This window comes from Sphingomonas sp. M1-B02 (assembly GCF_026167525.1).
Lineage (GTDB): Bacteria > Pseudomonadota > Alphaproteobacteria > Sphingomonadales > Sphingomonadaceae > Sphingomonas.
Window position 1 is genome coordinate 1,026,384 of sequence record NZ_CP110679.1, and the last position, 18,264, is coordinate 1,044,647.

The 18,264-nt window shown below is 65.7% G+C and carries 19 protein-coding genes and 1 pseudogene; 12 read left to right on the forward strand and 8 right to left on the reverse strand.

Annotation, left to right across the window (positions count from 1 at the left end; genetic code table 11):
- Positions 1–61: 61 nt before the first annotated feature.
- The 3 genes and pseudogenes from OKW87_RS04940 to ffh form a co-directional block, all read right to left on the reverse strand.
- The gene (locus OKW87_RS04940; protein ID WP_265542751.1) at positions 62–211 is read right to left on the reverse strand and encodes a hypothetical protein; all 150 of its coding nucleotides are present in this window, start codon (positions 209–211) and stop codon (positions 62–64) included.
- A gap of 186 nt (positions 212–397) precedes the next feature.
- Positions 398–832: pseudogene (gene rpsP, locus OKW87_RS04945) on the reverse strand (30S ribosomal protein S16); the annotation flags it as partial.
- Positions 833–930: 98 nt separating this feature from the next.
- Complete coding sequence (gene ffh, locus OKW87_RS04950) at positions 931–2,418, reverse strand: signal recognition particle protein (protein ID WP_265542755.1); 1,488 nt, start codon at positions 2,416–2,418, stop codon at positions 931–933.
- 269 nt (positions 2,419–2,687) lie between these two features.
- Here ffh and OKW87_RS04955 point away from each other — a divergent pair, with 269 nt between their 5' ends.
- The gene (locus OKW87_RS04955) at positions 2,688–4,322 is read left to right on the forward strand and encodes a putative bifunctional diguanylate cyclase/phosphodiesterase (RefSeq protein ID WP_265542756.1); all 1,635 of its coding nucleotides are present in this window, start codon (positions 2,688–2,690) and stop codon (positions 4,320–4,322) included.
- On the opposite strand, the gene OKW87_RS04960 is transcribed toward OKW87_RS04955, so the two are convergent.
- Positions 4,297–4,875, reverse strand: a complete 579-nt coding sequence (locus OKW87_RS04960) for a DUF924 family protein (RefSeq protein ID WP_265542758.1) — start codon at positions 4,873–4,875, stop codon at positions 4,297–4,299. The two genes, OKW87_RS04955 and OKW87_RS04960, sit on opposite strands and share 26 nt — an antisense overlap.
- On the opposite strand from OKW87_RS04960, the gene mtaB reads away from it, so the two are divergent.
- The 3 genes from mtaB to OKW87_RS04975 are packed head-to-tail and all read left to right on the forward strand — an operon-like array spanning position 4,875 to position 7,679.
- Complete coding sequence (gene mtaB, locus OKW87_RS04965) at positions 4,875–6,131, forward strand: tRNA (N(6)-L-threonylcarbamoyladenosine(37)-C(2))-methylthiotransferase MtaB (RefSeq protein WP_265542760.1); 1,257 nt, start codon at positions 4,875–4,877, stop codon at positions 6,129–6,131. The two genes, OKW87_RS04960 and mtaB, sit on opposite strands and share 1 nt — an antisense overlap.
- Positions 6,128–7,066 carry a signal recognition particle-docking protein FtsY gene (gene ftsY / locus OKW87_RS04970; protein WP_265542762.1) on the forward strand — a complete coding sequence of 313 codons (939 nt, stop codon included), beginning with the start codon at positions 6,128–6,130 and terminating at the stop codon, positions 7,064–7,066. Before mtaB ends, ftsY begins: the two co-directional genes overlap by 4 nt.
- A complete protein-coding gene (locus OKW87_RS04975; RefSeq protein WP_265542763.1) occupies positions 7,059–7,679 on the forward strand; it encodes a septation protein A in 621 nt (206 codons plus the stop codon). Before ftsY ends, OKW87_RS04975 begins: the two co-directional genes overlap by 8 nt.
- Positions 7,680–7,693: 14 nt before the next feature.
- Here OKW87_RS04975 and OKW87_RS04980 read toward each other — a convergent pair whose 3' ends face one another.
- Together OKW87_RS04980 and OKW87_RS04985 are read right to left on the reverse strand one after the other, a co-directional pair.
- Positions 7,694–8,164: a hypothetical protein gene (locus OKW87_RS04980; RefSeq protein WP_265542765.1), complete on the reverse strand. Its 471-nt coding sequence runs from the start codon at positions 8,162–8,164 to the stop codon at positions 7,694–7,696.
- Between the two features lie 122 nt (positions 8,165–8,286).
- A complete protein-coding gene (locus OKW87_RS04985) occupies positions 8,287–9,900 on the reverse strand; it encodes a phosphoenolpyruvate carboxykinase (protein WP_265542767.1) in 1,614 nt (537 codons plus the stop codon).
- Between the two features lie 178 nt (positions 9,901–10,078).
- Between OKW87_RS04985 and OKW87_RS04990 the strand changes: the two genes are divergently transcribed.
- From OKW87_RS04990 to OKW87_RS05015, 6 genes are read left to right on the forward strand one after another with little or no spacing between them, the layout of a single operon-like run.
- Positions 10,079–10,786, forward strand: a complete 708-nt coding sequence (locus tag OKW87_RS04990) for a response regulator transcription factor (RefSeq protein ID WP_265542769.1) — start codon at positions 10,079–10,081, stop codon at positions 10,784–10,786.
- Entirely contained in the window at positions 10,755–12,332 is a 1,578-nt protein-coding gene (locus OKW87_RS04995; protein ID WP_265542771.1) for a sensor histidine kinase, read from the forward strand. The genes OKW87_RS04990 and OKW87_RS04995 overlap by 32 nt, the downstream gene beginning before the upstream one ends.
- Positions 12,329–13,249 carry an RNase adapter RapZ gene (rapZ, locus tag OKW87_RS05000; protein WP_265542773.1) on the forward strand — a complete coding sequence of 307 codons (921 nt, stop codon included), beginning with the start codon at positions 12,329–12,331 and terminating at the stop codon, positions 13,247–13,249. Before OKW87_RS04995 ends, rapZ begins: the two co-directional genes overlap by 4 nt.
- Before the next feature lie 16 nt (positions 13,250–13,265).
- Positions 13,266–13,673: a PTS sugar transporter subunit IIA gene (locus OKW87_RS05005; RefSeq protein ID WP_265542775.1), complete on the forward strand. Its 408-nt coding sequence runs from the start codon at positions 13,266–13,268 to the stop codon at positions 13,671–13,673.
- Entirely contained in the window at positions 13,670–13,942 is a 273-nt protein-coding gene (locus OKW87_RS05010) for an HPr family phosphocarrier protein (RefSeq protein WP_265542777.1), read from the forward strand. The genes OKW87_RS05005 and OKW87_RS05010 overlap by 4 nt, the downstream gene beginning before the upstream one ends.
- The gene (locus tag OKW87_RS05015) at positions 13,942–14,745 is read left to right on the forward strand and encodes a TrmH family RNA methyltransferase (RefSeq protein WP_265542778.1); all 804 of its coding nucleotides are present in this window, start codon (positions 13,942–13,944) and stop codon (positions 14,743–14,745) included. The genes OKW87_RS05010 and OKW87_RS05015 overlap by 1 nt, the downstream gene beginning before the upstream one ends.
- A 115-nt stretch (positions 14,746–14,860) precedes the next feature.
- Here the strand turns inward: OKW87_RS05015 and truA are convergent, their stop codons facing one another.
- Positions 14,861–15,601: a tRNA pseudouridine(38-40) synthase TruA gene (gene truA / locus OKW87_RS05020; protein WP_265542781.1), complete on the reverse strand. Its 741-nt coding sequence runs from the start codon at positions 15,599–15,601 to the stop codon at positions 14,861–14,863.
- Positions 15,598–16,602, reverse strand: coding sequence for a methionyl-tRNA formyltransferase (gene fmt / locus OKW87_RS05025; protein WP_265542782.1), 1,005 nt, complete (start codon positions 16,600–16,602; stop codon positions 15,598–15,600). The genes truA and fmt overlap by 4 nt, the downstream gene beginning before the upstream one ends.
- A 136-nt stretch (positions 16,603–16,738) precedes the next feature.
- Here fmt and recR point away from each other — a divergent pair, with 136 nt between their 5' ends.
- Positions 16,739–17,335 (forward strand): recombination mediator RecR, encoded by a 597-nt coding sequence (gene recR / locus OKW87_RS05030; protein WP_265542784.1) that lies wholly within the window; start codon positions 16,739–16,741, stop codon positions 17,333–17,335.
- Between the two features lie 285 nt (positions 17,336–17,620).
- Positions 17,621–18,148, forward strand: a complete 528-nt coding sequence (gene def, locus OKW87_RS05035; RefSeq protein WP_265542785.1) for a peptide deformylase — start codon at positions 17,621–17,623, stop codon at positions 18,146–18,148.
- Positions 18,149–18,264: the final 116 nt, after the last annotated feature.

Below are 18,264 nucleotides of genomic sequence, written 5' to 3' on the forward strand. Positions count from 1 at the left end.
ACGCCCTCCTCAATCGCCATCCCGGCTTTCCCCGGAATGGCGGAGCAGAGGACCATCGGTCTCACCCCTCGGGCGAACCCGGAAGCTTGGGCGCGGCATCGTCATTGCCTTCGGCAGGCTCATCGTTGGAAACGCCGGCGGGGTTGGTCTGGGTATCACCCGGTTCCTCGCGGTCGGTCGAATCGGGGCCGGTGGGCGGTTGGCTGGCCATCATGCGCTCCTTTGGACATTGCGGTCCGGGGGGAACGCATGATGGCCACCAAATGCCTCAGCCTTCGGCCTTTTCTTCGGCAGCCGGCGCGTCGGTCGGCGGGGTCTCTTCCGAAACCGCCTCGGCGACCTGGGTGGCCTCCGGGGTGGGCTCTTCGGTGGCCGCTTCGATTTCGGCTGCCATCACCGCCTCGGTCTCTTCGTTCGAACCCTCGGCAGGTGCCTCCTCGGCAACGGGCTCGGGCGCAGGTGCTGCGGCTGCCTCGGCAGCGGCTTCCTCTGCAGCCTTGGCCTTCTCGGCACGCTCTTCGGCGCGCTCGACGGCCTTCTCGCCGGGCTTGCCCTTGTTCGGGTTGCTGCGCGCGGCGCGCTCCTTGACGCCGGTGACGTCGAGGAAACGGGCGACACGGTCGGTCGGCTGCGCGCCGACGCTCAGCCAATGCTTCGCACGATCGGTGTCGAGGATGATGCGCTTCTCGTCTTCCTTGGCGAGCAGCGGATTATAGGTGCCGATCTTCTCGATGAACTTGCCGTCGCGTGGGCTGCGGGCGTCCGCGATCACGATCCGGTAATAGGGGCGCTTCTTGGAGCCGCCGCGCGAAAGACGCATAGAGAGAGCCATTAATTTTCCTTCTGTTTATCGTCATCCCAGCGAACTGGGGCTTTTTGGTTGATGTTCTGCCTCACGAGACCCAGCGTTCGCTGTGATGACGGGGGGCGCTATTTCTTCTTGAGCAGATTCTCGAGCCCCGCGGGCAGATTGGGCCCACCGGGGAGTCCCGGCAGGCTTCCGCCCATCTTGCCCATCATGTCGCCCAGCTCGGCGCCGCCCAGCGCGTTGCCGACGCCGCCCATGCCGCCGCCGGGGCCACCCTTGCCGAGCATCCCCAGCATGCCCTTCAATCCACCCATCTTCTTCAGCCGCTTCATCGCGGTCTGCATTTCCTGATGCATCTTGAGCAATTTGTTGACGTCCTGAACGGTCACGCCGCTGCCCTTGGCGACGCGGATCTTGCGCTTGGCGTTGAGCAGTTCGGGCCTCGACCGTTCCTTGGGCGTCATCGATCCGATCATCGCGTCCATCCGGAGCAATATCTTCTCGTCGACCGCGCCGCCGGCCATCGCCGGCTGCGCCTTTTTCATGCCGGGGATCATGCCGGCAAGCGCGCCGATGCCGCCCATCCGGCGCATCTGCGCCAGCTGGCTGCGCAGGTCGTTCATGTCGAACTGGCCCTTGGCGAGCCGGTTCGCCATCCGCTCGGCGTCTTCTTCGTTGACCGCCTCGGCCGCGCGCTCGACCAGGCTGACGACGTCGCCCATGCCCAGGATGCGGCCCGCAACCCGCTTGGGATGGAAGGGCTCGATCGCGTCGAGCTTCTCGCCCATGCCCGCAAACTTGATCGGCTTGCCGGTGACCGCGCGCATCGAGAGCGCAGCGCCGCCGCGCGCATCGCCGTCCATCCGCGTCAGGATCACGCCGGTCAGCGGCACCTGGTCGGAGAAGTTCTTTGCGACGTTAACCGCGTCCTGGCCGGTCAGCGAGTCGACCACGAGCAGGATTTCGGCAGGCCTCGCGATGTCGGCCACGGCCTTCATCTCGTCCATCAGCGCCTGATCGACGTGGAGACGGCCCGCGGTATCAAGCATCAGGACGTCGAAGCCCTGGAGCTTCGCCGACTGGAGCGCGCGGCGGGCGATATCGACCGGCTGCTGCCCCGCCAGGATCGGCAGCGTCGCCGTATCGGTCTGGGTGCCGAGCACCGCCAGCTGCTCCTGCGCGTTCGGCCGGTTGACGTCGAGCGACGCCATCAGGACCTTCTTGCCCTGGCTCTTGGCCAGCAGCTTGGCGAGCTTGGCGGTCGTCGTGGTCTTGCCCGAGCCCTGGAGGCCGACGAGCATGATCACCGCGGGCGGCGTGACCGCGATCTCGAGCTCGGACGTGTCCGAGCCCAGCATCTCGACCAACGCGTCGTGGACGATCTTCACCACCTGCTGGCCCGGCGTCACCGAACGCAGCACCTGGTGGCCAACGGCCTGTTCGGTCACCTTGTCGACGAAGTCGCGCGCCACCGGAAGCGCGACATCGGCCTCCAGCAGTGCGATCCGCACTTCGCGCATCGCGGTGCGGACATCGGCTTCGTTGAGCGCGCCGCGGCCCCGCAGTCGCTCGAAGACGCCGCCTAGCCGATCGCTCAGACTTTCGAACATGGGACCAACATCACTCCAAAATCGGCACCGAATCCGCCAAACGCAAAACGAGCCGGCGGACGAAACCTCGTCGGCCGGCGTCACCGCATGGGTGGCATCGCTTCACGCTCCAAGGGAACGGTCGGGCCGGCACATAGCGGGCAAAGCGCTTTCGCGCAACCTCACGTCGGGCCGTGAAGATAACCTTTCGGAAAGGTCCGGATTTAACCCGATCTACATTCTAGCCGTGCCAGAACCCGCCAATTACCAACAAGGGGCACGTGCCGGCAATGCAGCTGGATCAGGAAGAAGAAAAGAAGCAGGCGGACGCACCGCGCCCCAGCCTGCTGACCGGCGCGATCAGCGTCGCGGCAATCCTGCTCTTCGTCGGCACCGGCAGTTCGGTGCTTTCGAAGACGCTCCAGCACTATTTCGAAGGCGGCGCGCCGGCCGATCGCACCCTCGTCATCGCCTTGCTGCTCAACGTCGCGCTGATCCTCTTCGGGTGGCGCCGCCACGCCGCGCTCAGCCAGGAAGTACAGATCCGAGCGGCCGCCGAGGAGCGCGCCCAGCATCTCGCCAGCCGCGATCCGCTCACCGGATTCCTCAACCGCCGCAGCCTGGCCGAGGAAGGCGCGGCGATGTTCGTCCGCGCCCAGCGCCGCCGCAAGGGCATGGCGCTGATGATGCTCGATCTCGACCATTTCAAGACGATCAACGACATGCACGGCCATGCCGTTGGCGATGCCCTGCTTCGCGCGGTCGCGCGCGAAATCGCGCATGTAATGCCGCCGATTGCGCTCACTGCGCGACTGGGCGGCGACGAATTCGCCTGTGGCTTCATGTTCGATCCCGCCGAGCCCGGCACCGTCGAGCGGATCGCCGAGAAGCTGGTCAGCCGCATGGCGCAGCCGTTCGAGGCCGAAGGGCTCCGGCTCCACATCAGTTGCTCGCTCGGCATCTCCCGCTCGGATTTCGACTGCGCCAGCATAGACGCACTGATGCGCTCCTCCGACATCGCGATGTACGCCGCCAAGAAATCGGGTCGCAATCGCTATGCCTGGTTCGATCAGTCGATGGAGCGCGAGCTTCAGGTCCGCAACGAACTCGAAAGCGGCCTGCGCCTCGCCATTCCGCGTCAGGAGATCGTCCCTTATTTCGAGCAGCAGGTCGATCTTTCGACCGGCCGCCTCCACGGCTTCGAAGTGCTCGCGCGCTGGGAGCATCCCACACGCGGCCTGATCGCACCCGATCTGTTCATCCCGATTGCCGAGGAAACCGGCATGATCGCCGAGTTGTCGCTGTCGATCATGCGCCAGGCCTTCATGGCGGCGCGAGACTGGGACCAGGGCCTGTCGATCTCGATCAACATCTCACCCTCGCAGCTGCGCGACGCCTGGCTCGCGCAGAAGATCATCAAGGTCCTCACCGAAACAGGCTTTCCCGCCAGCCGGCTCGAGATCGAGATCACCGAAAGCTCGCTGTTCGACAATCTGCCGCTCGCCCAGTCGATCGTCGGCAGCCTCAAGAATCAGGGCGTCCGGCTTGCGCTCGACGATTTCGGGACCGGCTATTCGTCGCTCGCGCATCTGCGCGCATTGCCGTTCGATCGGATCAAGATCGACAAGAGCTTCATCATGTCGCTCAACGAGAGCGCCGATTCTGCCGCGATCGTCAACGCGATCATATCGCTCGGCGAAAGCCTCAACCTGCCGATCACCGCCGAAGGCGTCGAGGATGCCGCGATCGAGGAGCGGCTGCGCGCGCTCGGCTGTTCTAAGTCGCAAGGCTGGCTCTATGGCCGCCCGCTCTCGGTAACTGCCGCACGGCGCCTGCTTGCCGAGCGTCGCCTCCTCCAGAATTCCGCGCCCGCGCCCGCCGCCCTCGTCCCGGATGCTGCTACCAGCCAACGCCTGGTTGGCTGAGATAGTCCTTCTCGGCCGCGGTTGATTGCCGGCCGAGCGCCTCGTTGCGCGTCGGGAAGCGGCCGAAGCGCTCGATCACTTGGAAATGCTCGCGCGCGAACGCCTGCACCTTCTCATCGCCGAGCAGCGCAAACTTCGCCAGCGAGAGCGCCTGGCATTCGATATCCTCGGCATGCATCAGCGGCATGTAGAGAAATTGCGCCTGCTCACGCGAAAGCCCTTCGTCCCAGCCCTTGTCGATCGCCTGCAGCGTCAGTTCGCGGGCAAGCGCATCGGCGGCAAAGGCCTCGCTTGAGCGGCGGTGAATATTGCGGCTGAATTGGTCGAGCAGCAGGATCGCCGCCAGTAGCGTCCGCCGATCCTCGCGCCACCCGGCCGCATCGTTCGCCAGCACCTCCTCCCGCAGTGTAGCGAAGCGGTCGCGAATCTCCTGGTCGACTCCGCTCGCTCTGGAAAACCATTGTTCGGGCATGAGCATGTCGAACCAGAAGGCGAGCACCCGCTCCGCCTCCGCGTGGACATCGCTCCCCGGGGTCCCTAGATCGTCGCGCAATGGCATCCCCTCATATCATCTCTCTCGGCTGCCGCTTGAACCTCGCGGAGAGCGAGACGATCCGTGCCTTGCTGCCGGGCCGTGACACGATCGTGGTGAACAGCTGCGCGGTGACCAATGAAGCGGTCAAGCAGACCCGCCAGGCGATCCGCCGCGCCCGCCGCGAGCGCCCGCACGCGCAGCTGGTGGTCACGGGATGCGCCGCGCAGATCGATCCCGCCGCCTTCGCCTCGATGCCCGAGGTCGATCGCGTCGTCGGCAATGCCGAGAAGCTGCGCCCCGCCGCCTGGGCGTCGGCCGAGCCGGTGCTTGTCCAGGACATCATGGCGGTCCGCGATACCGCGCCGCACCTGGCCGCCAGCTTCTCCACCCACGCCCGCGCCTTCGTCGAGGTCCAGAATGGCTGCGACCATCGCTGCACCTTCTGCGCGATTCCCCAGGGCCGCGGCAACAGCCGCTCGGTCCCCGCCGGCGCGGTGATCGATCGCATCGCCCAGTTGGCGGAAAGCCATGCCGAGATCGTCCTGACCGGGGTCGATCTCACCAGCTACGGCCCCGATCTCCCCGGCGCGCCCACGCTTGGCCAGCTGGTCGAGCGCATCCTGACGCATGTGCCCCGACTCCAGCGCCTCCGCCTCTCCTCGCTCGACGGCATCGAGATCGACGACCGCCTGTTCGCGCTCCTCACGCAAGAATCGCGGCTGATGCCCCACGTCCATTTGTCGCTCCAGGCGGGCGACGACATGATCCTCAAGCGCATGAAGCGCCGCCACAGCCGCGCCGAGAGCGTCGCTTTGATCCAGCGCCTCAAGACGGCGCGCCCCGAAATCGCGATCGGCGCCGATCTGATCGCCGGTTTCCCGACCGAGACCGAGGCGATGTTCGGCAACACCCTGGCTCTCCTCGACGATTGCGATATCGTGCACCCCCACATCTTCCCCTATAGCCCCCGCGCCGGCACGCCTGCATCGCGGATGCCGCTGGTCGAACCCGAAGTGGTGAAGGCCCGCGCGGCACGGTTGCGCGCGGCGGCGGCGCTTCGCCGCTCGCGATGGCTGGAAGCCCTGGTAGGCAGCGTGCAGGACATTCTCGTCGAGCGCCCAGGCGACCGGGGCCATGCTGGCAATTTCGCCGAAGTTCATTTTCCAGAACAAGAGGTTGGTTCGATCGTGCAGGTCCAGATTGGCAGCGTAGCCGACGGCGCGCTGGTCGCGTCCCCCGTCCGTCCCCCCCGCGACCTGAGTATCCACGCATGAGCACCAACCCCTCCTGGCACGATCGCCTGCTCGGCGGCTTCAAGCGCACCTCGGATCGGCTGCTCGGCAACCTTGCCGGCCTCTCGGGCGCGCGGCTCGACGACGCCACGCTCGACGAAATCGAGGAAGCGCTGATCGCCTCCGATCTCGGCCCCGCGACGGCGGCAAAGGTCCGTGCCCGCCTTGCCGAGGGGCAATATGAGCGCAACATGGAGGAACTCGGCATCCGCCTGGTGGTGGCCGAGGAAGTCGCCAAGGTGCTTGAGCCCGTCGCCCGGAAACTGGAGATCGAGGCCTTTCCCCGCCCGCAGGTGATCCTCGTCATCGGCGTCAACGGCAGCGGCAAGACCACCACGATCGCCAAGCTGGCGAACCTGCTGGTCGAGCAGGATTATGGCGTGATGCTCGCCGCCGGCGACACCTTCCGCGCCGCCGCGATCGGCCAGCTGCGCACATGGGCCGATCGCATCGGCGTACCGATCGTCAGCGGGCCGGAGGGCGGCGACGCCGCCGGCATCGTCTTCGAAGCGGTCAAGCAGGCGACCGACAAGGGCATCGACGTCCTCATCGTCGATACCGCCGGCCGCCTCCAGAACAAGCGCGAGCTGATGGACGAGCTCGGCAAGATCCGTCGCGTGCTGGGCCGCATCAATCCCGCCTCCCCGCACGACGTGGTCCTCGTGCTCGACGCCACCACCGGCCAGAACGCACTCAACCAGATCGAAGTCTTCAAGGAAGTCGCCGGAGTCACCGGCCTCGTGATGACCAAATTGGACGGCACCGCCCGCGGCGGCGTCCTCGTCGCGGCCGCGGAGAAATACGGCCTCCCCATCCACGCGATCGGGGTCGGCGAGAAAGTCGACGATCTGCGCCCCTTCGATGCGAACGAGGTTGCGCGGATCATCGCCGGCGTGGGAGAGCTGACCAATGGCTGAAACCACCAAACCCGCCCTTCCCCCGGGCTTGCGCATGCTGATCGATTTCGGCCCGCTCGCGGTCTTCTTCGCAGTCAACAGCCTCGCCGGTGGCCCCGAGTTCGGTCGTATCTTCGCGGCGACTTCGGCGTTCATGATCGCGATGGGCGCGGCGATGGCGCTTTCCTATTGGAAGGTCCGGCACATTTCGCCGATGCTGTGGATCTCGGGTGCGCTGGTGCTCGTATTCGGCGGCCTGACCCTCTATTTCCACGATCGAAGCTTCATCCAGATTAAGCCGACGATCGTCTATTCGATGTTCGCGGTCGTGCTGGCTTATGGGCTGGCGACCGGCAAGCCGCTACTCCAGATGCTGCTCGAAAGCGCCTATCCCGGCCTCTCGGCCAAGGGCTGGCGAATCCTGACGATCAACTGGGCCGGCTTTTTCATCGCGATGGCGCTGCTCAACGAAGTCATGCGCCAGGTCTTGAGCTGGGACCAATGGGTGACCTTCAAGACCTGGGCGGTAATCCCGCTCACTTTGGTCTTCGCGATGCTCAACATCCCGATGCTGATGCGCCACGGGCTTCAGCTGGAGAAGCCAACCGACGCGCCGCTGCCGCCGGAGGGCTGATCCCCTTCCGACGCCTACGGCAAGGGCGCGAGGTCCGGCGGCACGAAGTCGCGGCGCGCGGGCACCGAGAAGAGCAGTTCGGGACTGTAGAAGCCCAGCGGCCAGTCGCGTCGCCCGATCGGCGATTCCAGCAATGCGTTGACCCGTTCGGCGAGCCCGCCGCCGGTATAGGCGCGCAGGAACAGCTTCACGCCTGCCAGATAGGCGCGCGTGATCGTATCGTGATAGCCGCCGCTATCGTCATTCACCCCGCCGACGCTCTCGTTGAAGCGCGAGATGATTCCGGCGATCTCCACGTCCACGTCAACGTCGGGCCGCTCGCGCAGCAGATAGAGACAGGCGGCGAGATGCGCCTCATGGGTCCAGTCTTCGCGGGGCAGCGCGCAGGCGAGCAGGCCTTCGCCGAGCCGGATTATCTCTGCGTCGGATGCGAACAGGCGGGGAGCGTGGATCGGCATTGGATAGGCATAGTAACGGCCTGGCATAGGGACGGGCAAGTCGGGGACCAACTTACCCCCCTCTCTGAAAGGGAGGGGCTGGGGGTGCGTGTTCGCGTCTGCGCACCTTAAGGACTTCTCGTACCGCGCAAGACGACGGCGTATCGATGCTAGGCCAGCACCGTCGTCCGCGGTCCGGCTTGTCGCACGCCCTCGTCCACCTCGCCTTCGAACTGCGCGAAATTCTCCACGAACTGGTCGACCAGCTTCGCCGCGGTCGCGTCATAGGCGGCCTTGTCCGCCCACGCCTCGCGCGGATCGAGCATCGCCGGATCGACCCCGGCCACCTCCACGGGCACAATGAAGCCGAAATTGGGGTCGCGCCGGAAATCGGCGTCGTTGAGGCTGCCGTCCAGCGCCGCGTTGAGCAATGCGCGGGTCGCCTTGATCGGCATCCGGCTGATGCCCTTCTGAGTCGCCATGCCGCCGGTCCAGCCGGTATTGACCAGCCAGCAATCGACACCGCCCTTGGCGATCCGCGACTTGAGCAGATTGCCGTAAACCGAGGGATGCCGCGGCATGAACGGTGCGCCGAAACAGGTGGAGAAGGTCGCCTCGGGCTCGGTCACGCCGATCTCGGTCCCCGCCACGCGCGCGGTGTAGCCCGACAGGAAGTGATACATTGCCTGGTCGGGCGTCAGCTTGGCGATCGGCGGCAGCACGCCATAGGCATCGGCGGTCAGGAAGATGATATTGGTCGGGACCGGCCCGAGATTGTCGCGCGAGGCATTGGGGATGAAGTCGATCGGATAGGAGCCGCGGCTATTCTCGGCGAGGCTGTTGTCGTCGAAATCGAGCTCGCGCGTATCGGGGTCCATCACGACATTTTCGAGCACGGTGCCGAAGCGTCGCGTGGTCGCGAAGATCTCGGGCTCCGCCTCGGCCGAGAGGCGGATCATCTTGGCGTAGCAGCCGCCTTCGAAGTTGAAGACGGCCGTGTCCGACCAGCCATGCTCGTCATCGCCGATCAGCGTTCGGCTGGCGTCGGCCGAGAGCGTGGTCTTGCCGGTGCCCGACAGGCCGAAAAAGACCGCGGTGTCGCCATTCGGGCCGATATTGGCCGAGCAATGCATCGGCATGATGCCGTCCTGCGGCAACAGATAGTTGAGTAGCCCGAACACGCTCTTCTTCATTTCGCCAGCATAAGCGGTGCCGCCGATCAGGATCATTTTCTCCGTGAAGTTGACTGCAATCACGGTTTCGCTGCGGCAGCCATGACGCTCGGGATCGGCGCGGAAGCTGGGCAGGTCGATGATCGTATATGCGGGCACGAAATCTGCCAGCGCTTCAGCACCCGGTCGCACCAGCAACGTGCGGATGAACATGCTGTGCCACGCCAGCTCGTTGATCACGCGCACCTGAACGCGATGCTCCGCTTGCGAGCCGCCGAACAGATCCTGGACGTATAGCGTATCGCGCTGCGCGATCTCGGCGAGGAAATCAGCCTTTAGCGCGGCGAAATGTTCGGGCGACATGCCCTTGTTGACCTTGCCCCACCAGACGCTTGGCTCGGTCTCGGCATCGCGAACGATATATTTGTCCTTGGCCGATCGCCCGGTATGCTTGCCGGTGCTGACCACCAGCGCGCCGTGGCGCGATAGCTTGCCCTCGCCGCGCCGGACGGCATGCTCCACCAGCTGCGGCGCCTCGAGGTTCCAGAATAGCTGCGCGCTCGTCCCGATGCCCTGCGCATCGAGACCGTGACGCGAAATCCGCGTGTCCAAGGCCATACCCTCCAAAAGTCGCGGGCCTCATTTTCGGCGGGCCCGCTATATCGTGTAACAATGCGCATGGAGGCCCGCGGAAATCGCGTCAATCTAGGTAAGCGGTGTCAGGCGATTGACCGTTGTCCGATTTGGTTTAACCCCCTCAGTCGATGCCTTGCAGTTCCCCTCTCTTCGCATGACCGCCACGATCGCGCTGGTCGACGACGACCGCAATATCCTGACCTCGGTCTCGATCGCGCTCCAGGCCGAAGGGTTTCTGACCCGCGTGTATTCCGATGGCGAAAGTGCGTTGAAGGCGCTGATCGAAAATCCGCCCGATCTCGCCGTACTCGATATCAAAATGCCTCGCCTCGACGGGCTCGAGTTGCTCCGCCGCCTGCGCGAGAAGAGCGCGATCCCGGTCATATTCCTGACGTCGAAGGATGACGAGCTCGACGAGGCGCTTGGGCTAGCAATGGGCGCCGACGACTATATCGCCAAGCCGTTCAGCCAGCGGCTGCTGATCGCTCGCATCCGCGCGATTCTGCGGCGAACCGAAGTGCCCCATCCGAGCGTCGAGGGCGGCGAAGTCGCGCCTGCCGAGAGTTTGGAGCGCGGGCGGCTCACCATGGACCCTGCCCGCCATCGGGTGACCTGGGGTGGCGTCAACGTAACGCTGACCGTCACCGAATTTCTGATCCTGGAGACGCTGGCGCAGCGCCCGGGCATCGTGAAGACTCGCAACCAGCTGATGGACGCGGCCTATCAGGATGATATCTACGTCGACGATCGCACGATCGACAGCCACATCAAGCGCGTCCGCCGGAAATTCCGGCAGGTCGATCCCGAGTTCGATGCTATCGAAACCCTCTATGGCGCCGGTTATCGCTTCTCCGACGAATGAAGAGCCCGATCTGGCGCTCAAATGGTCGAACCGCGTCAGCCTCACGCCGCGGATCCTGGCGGTCAACATCTTCGCGCTGGCGCTGCTCGCGGGCGGATTCTTCTACCTCGATTCCTATCGCAGCCGGATCGTCGACAGCCGCGTCGAGCAGGCGACCCGCGAGGTACGACTGATCGCCCAGGCAATCGCCTCCGCCACCCCGGAGCGGCGGGACCTGCTGGTGCTCAGTCTCGCGCGCGACACCGGCAGCCGTATCCGCCTCTATACCGAGAGCGGCGAGTTGATGGCCGACAGTCAGAAACTTGGGCTCCGGACCCTCGTGCTGCGCGACCCGGACAAGGATCCCTGGGGGCAGGCCACTGCCCGCTTTCTGGACGCGGTGATAGACACAGTCGTCGGCGCCGACCGGGCGCCGCTCTATCGCGAGCTTCCACCAGACAAGGGGCTGGATTGGCCCGACGTGAACACGGCGCGATCGACCCACGGCACTCCCGCTACCGTCTGGCGTGCGCCCGATCGTACCCCGGTGATCACTGCCGCTGCCCCGATAACCCAGCTCGGCGTGGTCATGACTACCGTCAACGCGCGCGACATCACCGAGACGGTGCGAGTTGAGCGCTATCGACTCGGCGTGGTGCTGCTGATCGTCAGCATCGCCTCGATCCTTCTTTCGCTGTTTCTTGCGCGCACGATAGTCCGACCCTTGCGCCGGCTCGCGCGCGCCGCAGTCCGGGTGCGGCTAGGCCGCGCCCGCGAAGTTGTGGTCCCTCGCCTTCCCGACCGGCATGATGAGATCGGAATGCTGGCCCGCGCGCTGTCCGACATGAGCCAGGCCCTACGCGCGCGTATCGACGCGACCGAAAGCTTCGCCGCCGACGTCACCCACGAGCTCAAGAACCCTCTCGCCTCTCTCCGCTCCGCGGTCGAGGGGCTGACTCACGTCAAGGACCCAGTCCTGCAGGAACGTCTCCTCGCCATCGTCCGCGACGACGTTCACCGCCTCGATCGGCTCATTACCGACATATCCGAGGCATCGCGCCTCGACGCACAGCTCAGCCGGGCGACCTTCGAGAAGATAGACATAGGCGAGATGATCGCCGCGCTCCTCGCCCAGCGCGAAGCGCGTGGGCTTCCCCATGGAATCCGAATCCATTTCGATCGCCCTGATCGCCGTCCGCTTAACGTCCTCGGTGAAGGCGCGCGGCTCGAGCGAGTGTTCGAGAATCTGATCGACAACGCCTTGTCTTTCTCTCCCGACCGTGGGCTCGTGACGCTCGTAGCCTCCAGCGACGGCGACATGCTCACGATATGCGTCGAGGATGAGGGGCCTGGAGTCCCCGAGGAAGCGCGTGACGCGGTCTTCCGACGTTTCCACTCGGTGCGCCCCGAAAGCGAGGCGTTCGGCCAGCATTCCGGACTTGGACTTGCCATCGCGCGCACGATTGTCGAAGGCCATCAGGGAAGCATCGTGGTGAAGTCCCGAGGGAATCAGGTGAACGGAGCGCAGTTCGTGGTGCGGTTGCCTTTGGTGGAACGCGATCGATGAGCCGGCTAAGTCCCAAGCATATCCTGCTGGTGACCGGGATGTCCGGCGCGGGGAAATCGACGGTCCTGCGGACGCTCGAAGATCTAGGCTGGGAAGTCGTCGATAATCTCCCACTCTTGCTGCTCCACAGCCTGCTCGACACTGCGCCCGGCGAAGGCGCCGACGGCGACGCCAGGCCCTTGGCGCTCGGCATAGGCACCCAGACCCGCGGTTTCGACGCAGAAAGCATCGTGCGGCGCATCAAGAAAATGCGCGAGGAGGAGGGCCATGAGATCGGCACCCTTTTCCTCGAATGTGCCGGCTCGGAACTGGAACGCCGCTATTCGGAAACTCGGCGCCGCCACCCTCTGGCGCAGGACCGTCCGGCCAGCGACGGCATTGCCCGCGAGCGCGAGCTGCTGATGCCGCTGCGCGAATGGTCGAACCGGCTGATCGACACCACCAACCTTTCGTCGAACGAACTCGCCCAACAAATCCGCTCGACCTTTTCGGGCGAGGGATCGGGCGACACGGTGCTCACGATCACCTCGTTCGGCTTCGCACGCGGCTTGCCCCGCGACGCCGATCTGGTGTTCGACATGCGCTTCCTGCGCAATCCGCATTGGGTCGAGCTATTGCGCCCGGGGACCGGCCGCGACCCGCAAGTCTCCGAATATATTGCCGAGGATCCCGCTTACGGACAGGCGATGGCACAGATAGAGTCGCTGCTGCGACTGCTCCTTCCTCGCTATCAGGCTGAAGGAAAAGCATATGTCACTGTCGCATTTGGCTGTACGGGCGGACGACACCGCTCGGTCCATGTCGCCGAACGGATGGCGCGGCGGTTGCGCGAGGACGGATTTTCGCCCACGGTATCGCACCGCGATTTGAAGACCGCGCCGCAGGACTCGCTGGAAGGGGCCCCGGTGACCATATGAAGGGGCGGAGTTGCAAATGATCGGTTTGGTGCTCGTGACGCACGGACGGCTCGCCGAAGAGTTCGTGGTCGCGATGGAGCATGTCGTGGGCCAGCAGGAGCGGATCGAATCGATCAGCATCGGCCCCGACGATGACATGGAAAGTCGCCGCGCCGACATTGCCGCGGCGATCGCGCGCGTCGACGAAGGCCGCGGGGTGATCGTGCTCAGCGACCTGTTCGGCGGTACCCCTTCGAACCTGGCCATCTCGCTGATGGAAGCGGGGCGGATCGAAGTGATTGCGGGGATCAACCTGCCCATGCTGATCCGCCTTGGCAGCGCGCGCAGGACGATGAAGGTCACCGATGCGGTGGCGGCTGCAAGGGACGCTGGCCGCAAATATATCACAATCGCGTCCGAAGTACTGGGAGAGGCGGCTGCGTGAGCCGCTCGACGCGCACCGTCACGATCGAGAATCGGCGAGGGCTGCACGCCCGCGCGAGCATGGCGTTCGTCACTCTCGCCAGCGGCCATAGCGTTGAGCTCACCGTCGAAAAGGACGGTTCGAGTGCATCGGGTACGTCTATCTTGGACCTGATGATGCTGGGCGCCGCCAAGGGCGACTGCATCACGATCAGCGCCGAGGGCGACGGGGCCGAAGAGGCGGTGCAGGCGCTGGCCGAGCTGGTCGAGGCGCGCTTCGGCGAAGACTGATGCCGCGCGAGATCACTGCCTTTTCCAACCCGCTGATCAAGCGCGTCAGGCTGCTGCGCGACAAGAAGCATCGCCGCGACGAGGGGCTGTTCCTGGCCGAAGGCCTGCGCATTCTCACCGAGGCGCGCGAGGCGGGGCGGCTGCCCGAGTTTCTGTTTTTCGCGGGCGACAGCGGTAGCCATCCGTTGGTCGAGGCGCTGGTCGAGGCGACCGAGGCGGCGGGCGGCGAGGCGATCGAGACCAACGCCGACATCCTTTCCAAGCTTTCGGGCAAGGATAATCCCGGCGCGGTGGTGGGGGTCTATCCGGAGTTCGAGACGAAGCTCATAGACCTGGACCGCGCCAGTGCGCCGATCTGGCTCGTCGCCGAGCGGCTGCGTGATCCGGGCAACCTGGGCACGATTTTGCGGACGGGCGACGCGATCGGGGCGGGCGGGTTGATCCTGGTTGACGAGTGCGTCGATCCCTTTTCGGTGGAGGCGGTGCGGGCGAGTATGGGAGCGCTGTTCACGGTGCCGGTGGCGCGGGCGCCTTGGGCGGAATTTGCGACCTGGCTTCGTTCGGGGCCGGGGCAGTTGGTGGGGCTCAGCCTCGATACCGAGGTCGACTATCAGGCCGCCGACTATGCGACGCCTACGTTCCTGCTTACGGGCAACGAGGCGCAGGGGATGCCCGATTACATGGCCGCGGCGTGCGACCTGCTGGTCAAGATCCCGATGCTCGGCAAGGCCGACAGCCTCAACGCGGCGGTGGCCACCGCGGTGATGGCCTATGAGGTGCTCAACCAGCAACGCCGGGCTTAGATTCCCACTTTTCGCGTGTTTTGTGACATAAAATTGCGCACTTTGGTCTCGGTTTGGCGCGGAATGCGACGCTTTTGGATGCTCTCACAGGAAATCCTACTGCGCAAGCCGACCGTCAGGGATAGTCCGCCGCCACGAAGAACAGCCCGTCCGACGGCGCATTGAAACCCAGGGCGGCACGATCGCGTGCCTCCAGCGCCGAGCGCATGTCGGCGGAGGTCCACTTCCCCTGCCCCACCAGCGCCAGGCACCCCACCATCGAGCGCACCTGGTGATGCAGGAAGGACCGCGCCGAGGCCCGCACCACGATCCGGTCGCCTTCCCGCGTCACATCGAGCCGATCGAGCGTTCGCAACGGGCTGTCCGCCTGGCAATGGGCGGAGCGGAAGGTGGTGAAATCGTGCCGCCCGACCAGCTGCTGCGCGCCCGCCTGCATCGCGGCTTCGTCGAGCTCGGCGGCGATCCGCCACGCCAGCCCCGCCTCCCAGGTGAGCGGCGCACGGCGCTGGACGATGCGATATTCGTAATGGCGGCCGAGGCACGAGAAGCGCGAATGCCAATCGTCGGGCACCGCGACGCAATCGAGGACCGCCACCGGATGCGGCCGCACCCGCGCGTTCAACGCCTCCATCAGCCGGAACGGCGTGATCGCGCGCGCGATGTCGAGATGCGCGCGCATGCCGAGCGCATGGACCCCCGCGTCGGTGCGCCCCGCGGCATGCACCGCGGTCCGCTCGCCGGTCACCGCGAAAGCGGCGTCCTCCAGCGCCTGCTGGACGCTGGGCCCATGATCCTGCCGCTGCCAGCCCATGAAGGGGCGGCCGTCATATTCGACGGTTAGTGCGAAGCGAGTCAAAGCCGGGTGCCCGCCGGGATCGGGAAGCCGCGGAGCAGTTCGGCCGGGGTCATGACGCCACGTCCCGCGCGCTGGACGAGCGTGGGGCGGAGTGCGCCCTGGCCGCAGGCGATGGTCAGTGCGTCGTCCAGAACTACAGCATTGTCCAACCCCACGCCGTCATCCCCGCGAAGGCGGGGATCCAGAGCAATCGACGACGCCGCCTGCGACTCTGGATCCCCGCCTTCGCGGGGATGACGAATTGAGGCGGAGAGAATGGTGGCAGAGAGAACGGAGGCGGCGAGGATGCGAATCCGCTCGCCCCCGAATTCGAAGAACGCGCCGGGGTGGAACGCCCGGACCTGCCGCTCGACCTGCTCCGCCGATTGCGCAAAATCGAGCCTTAGCTCGGCCTTGTCGACTTTGGGGGCATAGGTGACGCCCGCTTCGGGCTGCGCCACCGGGGGATAGGCGTCGAGATCGGCGAGCACCTCGACCATCAGCCGTGCACCCATCGCGCTGAGCTCCGCGGCCAGTTCGCCCGCGGTCTTGCACCCCACCGGAGTGCGTCCCTCGAGCCGCACCGGGCCGGTATCGAGCCCCGCTTCCATCTGCATGATGCCGACGCCGGTCTCGGCATCGCCGGCAAGGATCGCGCGTTGCACAGGGGCGGCACCCCGCCAGCGCGGCAGCAACGAGCCGTGAACGTTTAGGCAGCCCAGCCGCGGCGCATCGAGCACCGGCACGGGCAGGATCAGTCCGTAGGCCGCGACGACGGCGACATCGGCGCCGAGCGCGGCGAAGGCATGGATCGCCTCGGGCTCCTTGCGAAAGGAGAGCGGAGTCCGCACCTCGATCCCCAGCGCCTCGGCGCGCGCCTGGACGGGCGAAGGCGCGACCTTGCCCCGATTGCCGCGCCGCGGCGGCTGGCTGTAGGCGGCGACGATCTCGTGCCCGGCGGCCACGAGTGCATCGAGCACCGGTACGGCGAAATCGGGGGTTCCCATGAAGATGATCCGCATGCTTTGCCCTTAGCCGCACTCGCCGGAGATATGCCAGTCACCCTCACCCTTCCGGCGCTGCGCGCCTCCCTCCTCTCCCAATGGGAGAGGGAGGGAGGTGATTGGCTTCCTTGCAACGCATAGCTATCTCCAACCCATGGCCTCCCCCGAAATCGAAGCCCTCACCCAGGCCCTCTCCCGCCTGCCCGGCCTTGGCCCGCGTTCGGCGCGGCGCGCGGTGTTGCACTTGCTCAAGAAGCGCGAGACTGCGCTGGATCCGCTGCTCGCCGCGCTGACCGCGGTCAGCAAGCGGCTGAGCACCTGCACGATCTGCGGCAATGTCGACACGATCGACCCCTGCGCGATCTGCGCGGATCCGCGCCGCGACGCCCGTTCGCTGTGCGTGGTGGAGGAAGTCGCCGACCTCTGGGCGCTCGATCGCTCACGGCTGTTTCCGGGCAAGTTCCATGTCCTCGGCGGGCGGCTCTCGGCGCTCGAAGGCGTACGTCCCGAGGATCTGCGCGTCGACAGCCTGGTGCGCCGCATCGCCGAGGGCGGGATCGACGAAGTCGTCCTGGCGATGAACGCCACGCTGGAGGGGCAGACCACCGCGCATTATATTGCCGAGCGGATCGAGGCTTTTCCGGTCCGAGTGACGCAGCTCGCGCATGGGCTGCCGGTGGGGGGCGAGCTCGACTATCTCGACGAGGGGACGTTGGCGCAGGCGCTTCGGGCGCGTCGGCCGGTGGCCTAGAAAGACTAACTGGTTCGCGCGGAGGCGCGAAGGCGCGAAGATTTTTTCGCGCAACGACGCCGCGGCGCGACGATGTTCGCCCCTGAGGCACCCGCCGACTTTTTGATTCGATACCGCCGGCATTGATGCCGCTGCGCGGCGATTTCGCTCAGCAGCTGCGGCACATCGTTGCGTCGTCGCGTCGTTGCGCGAACAAAGCTGTCTTCGTTGCGCCTTCGCACCTTCGCGTGAACCGAAATTGCCCAAAAGCTTGCGACAAACCCGCGGCTCCCCTAAATTCCCCCCATGGCCGTCCTGCAAATCCTAGAAGTACCCGATCCGCGCCTTCGCCTGATCTCCACCCCCGTGGACACGGTCGATGACGAGGTGCGCACTCTCGTCGCCGATATGTTCGATACGATGTATGACGCCCCCGGCATCGGGCTGGCCGCGATCCAGGTGGGCGTGCCCAAGCGGGTCGTCGTCATGGACCTGCAGGAGGAGGAAGACGAGGAGGGCAAGCCGATCCGTCAGCCCCGCGTGTTCATCAACCCCGAAATCCTCGAACCCTCCGAAGAGCTGTCGGTCTATACCGAGGGCTGCCTGTCGATCCCCGACCAGTTCGCCGATATCGAGCGCCCGGCCAGCTGCCGGGTGACGTGGCTGGATGAGAAGGGTGAGCCCCACGACGAGCGCTTCGACGGGCTGCTCGCGACGTGCATCCAGCATGAGATGGATCATCTGGAGGGGATCGTGTTCCTCGATCATATCTCGCGGCTGAAGCGCGACATGATCCTGAAGAAGCTGGCCAAGGCGCGTAAGGCTGCGGCGTAACATCGCGCCAACGAAATAGGGCGTCACCCCGGCCTTGTGCCGGGGTCCATCTCTCCGCAATCGACAGGGGAGAGGCTGCAGGGTTCAGCCCAGCCGCATGCTGGACCCCGGCACAA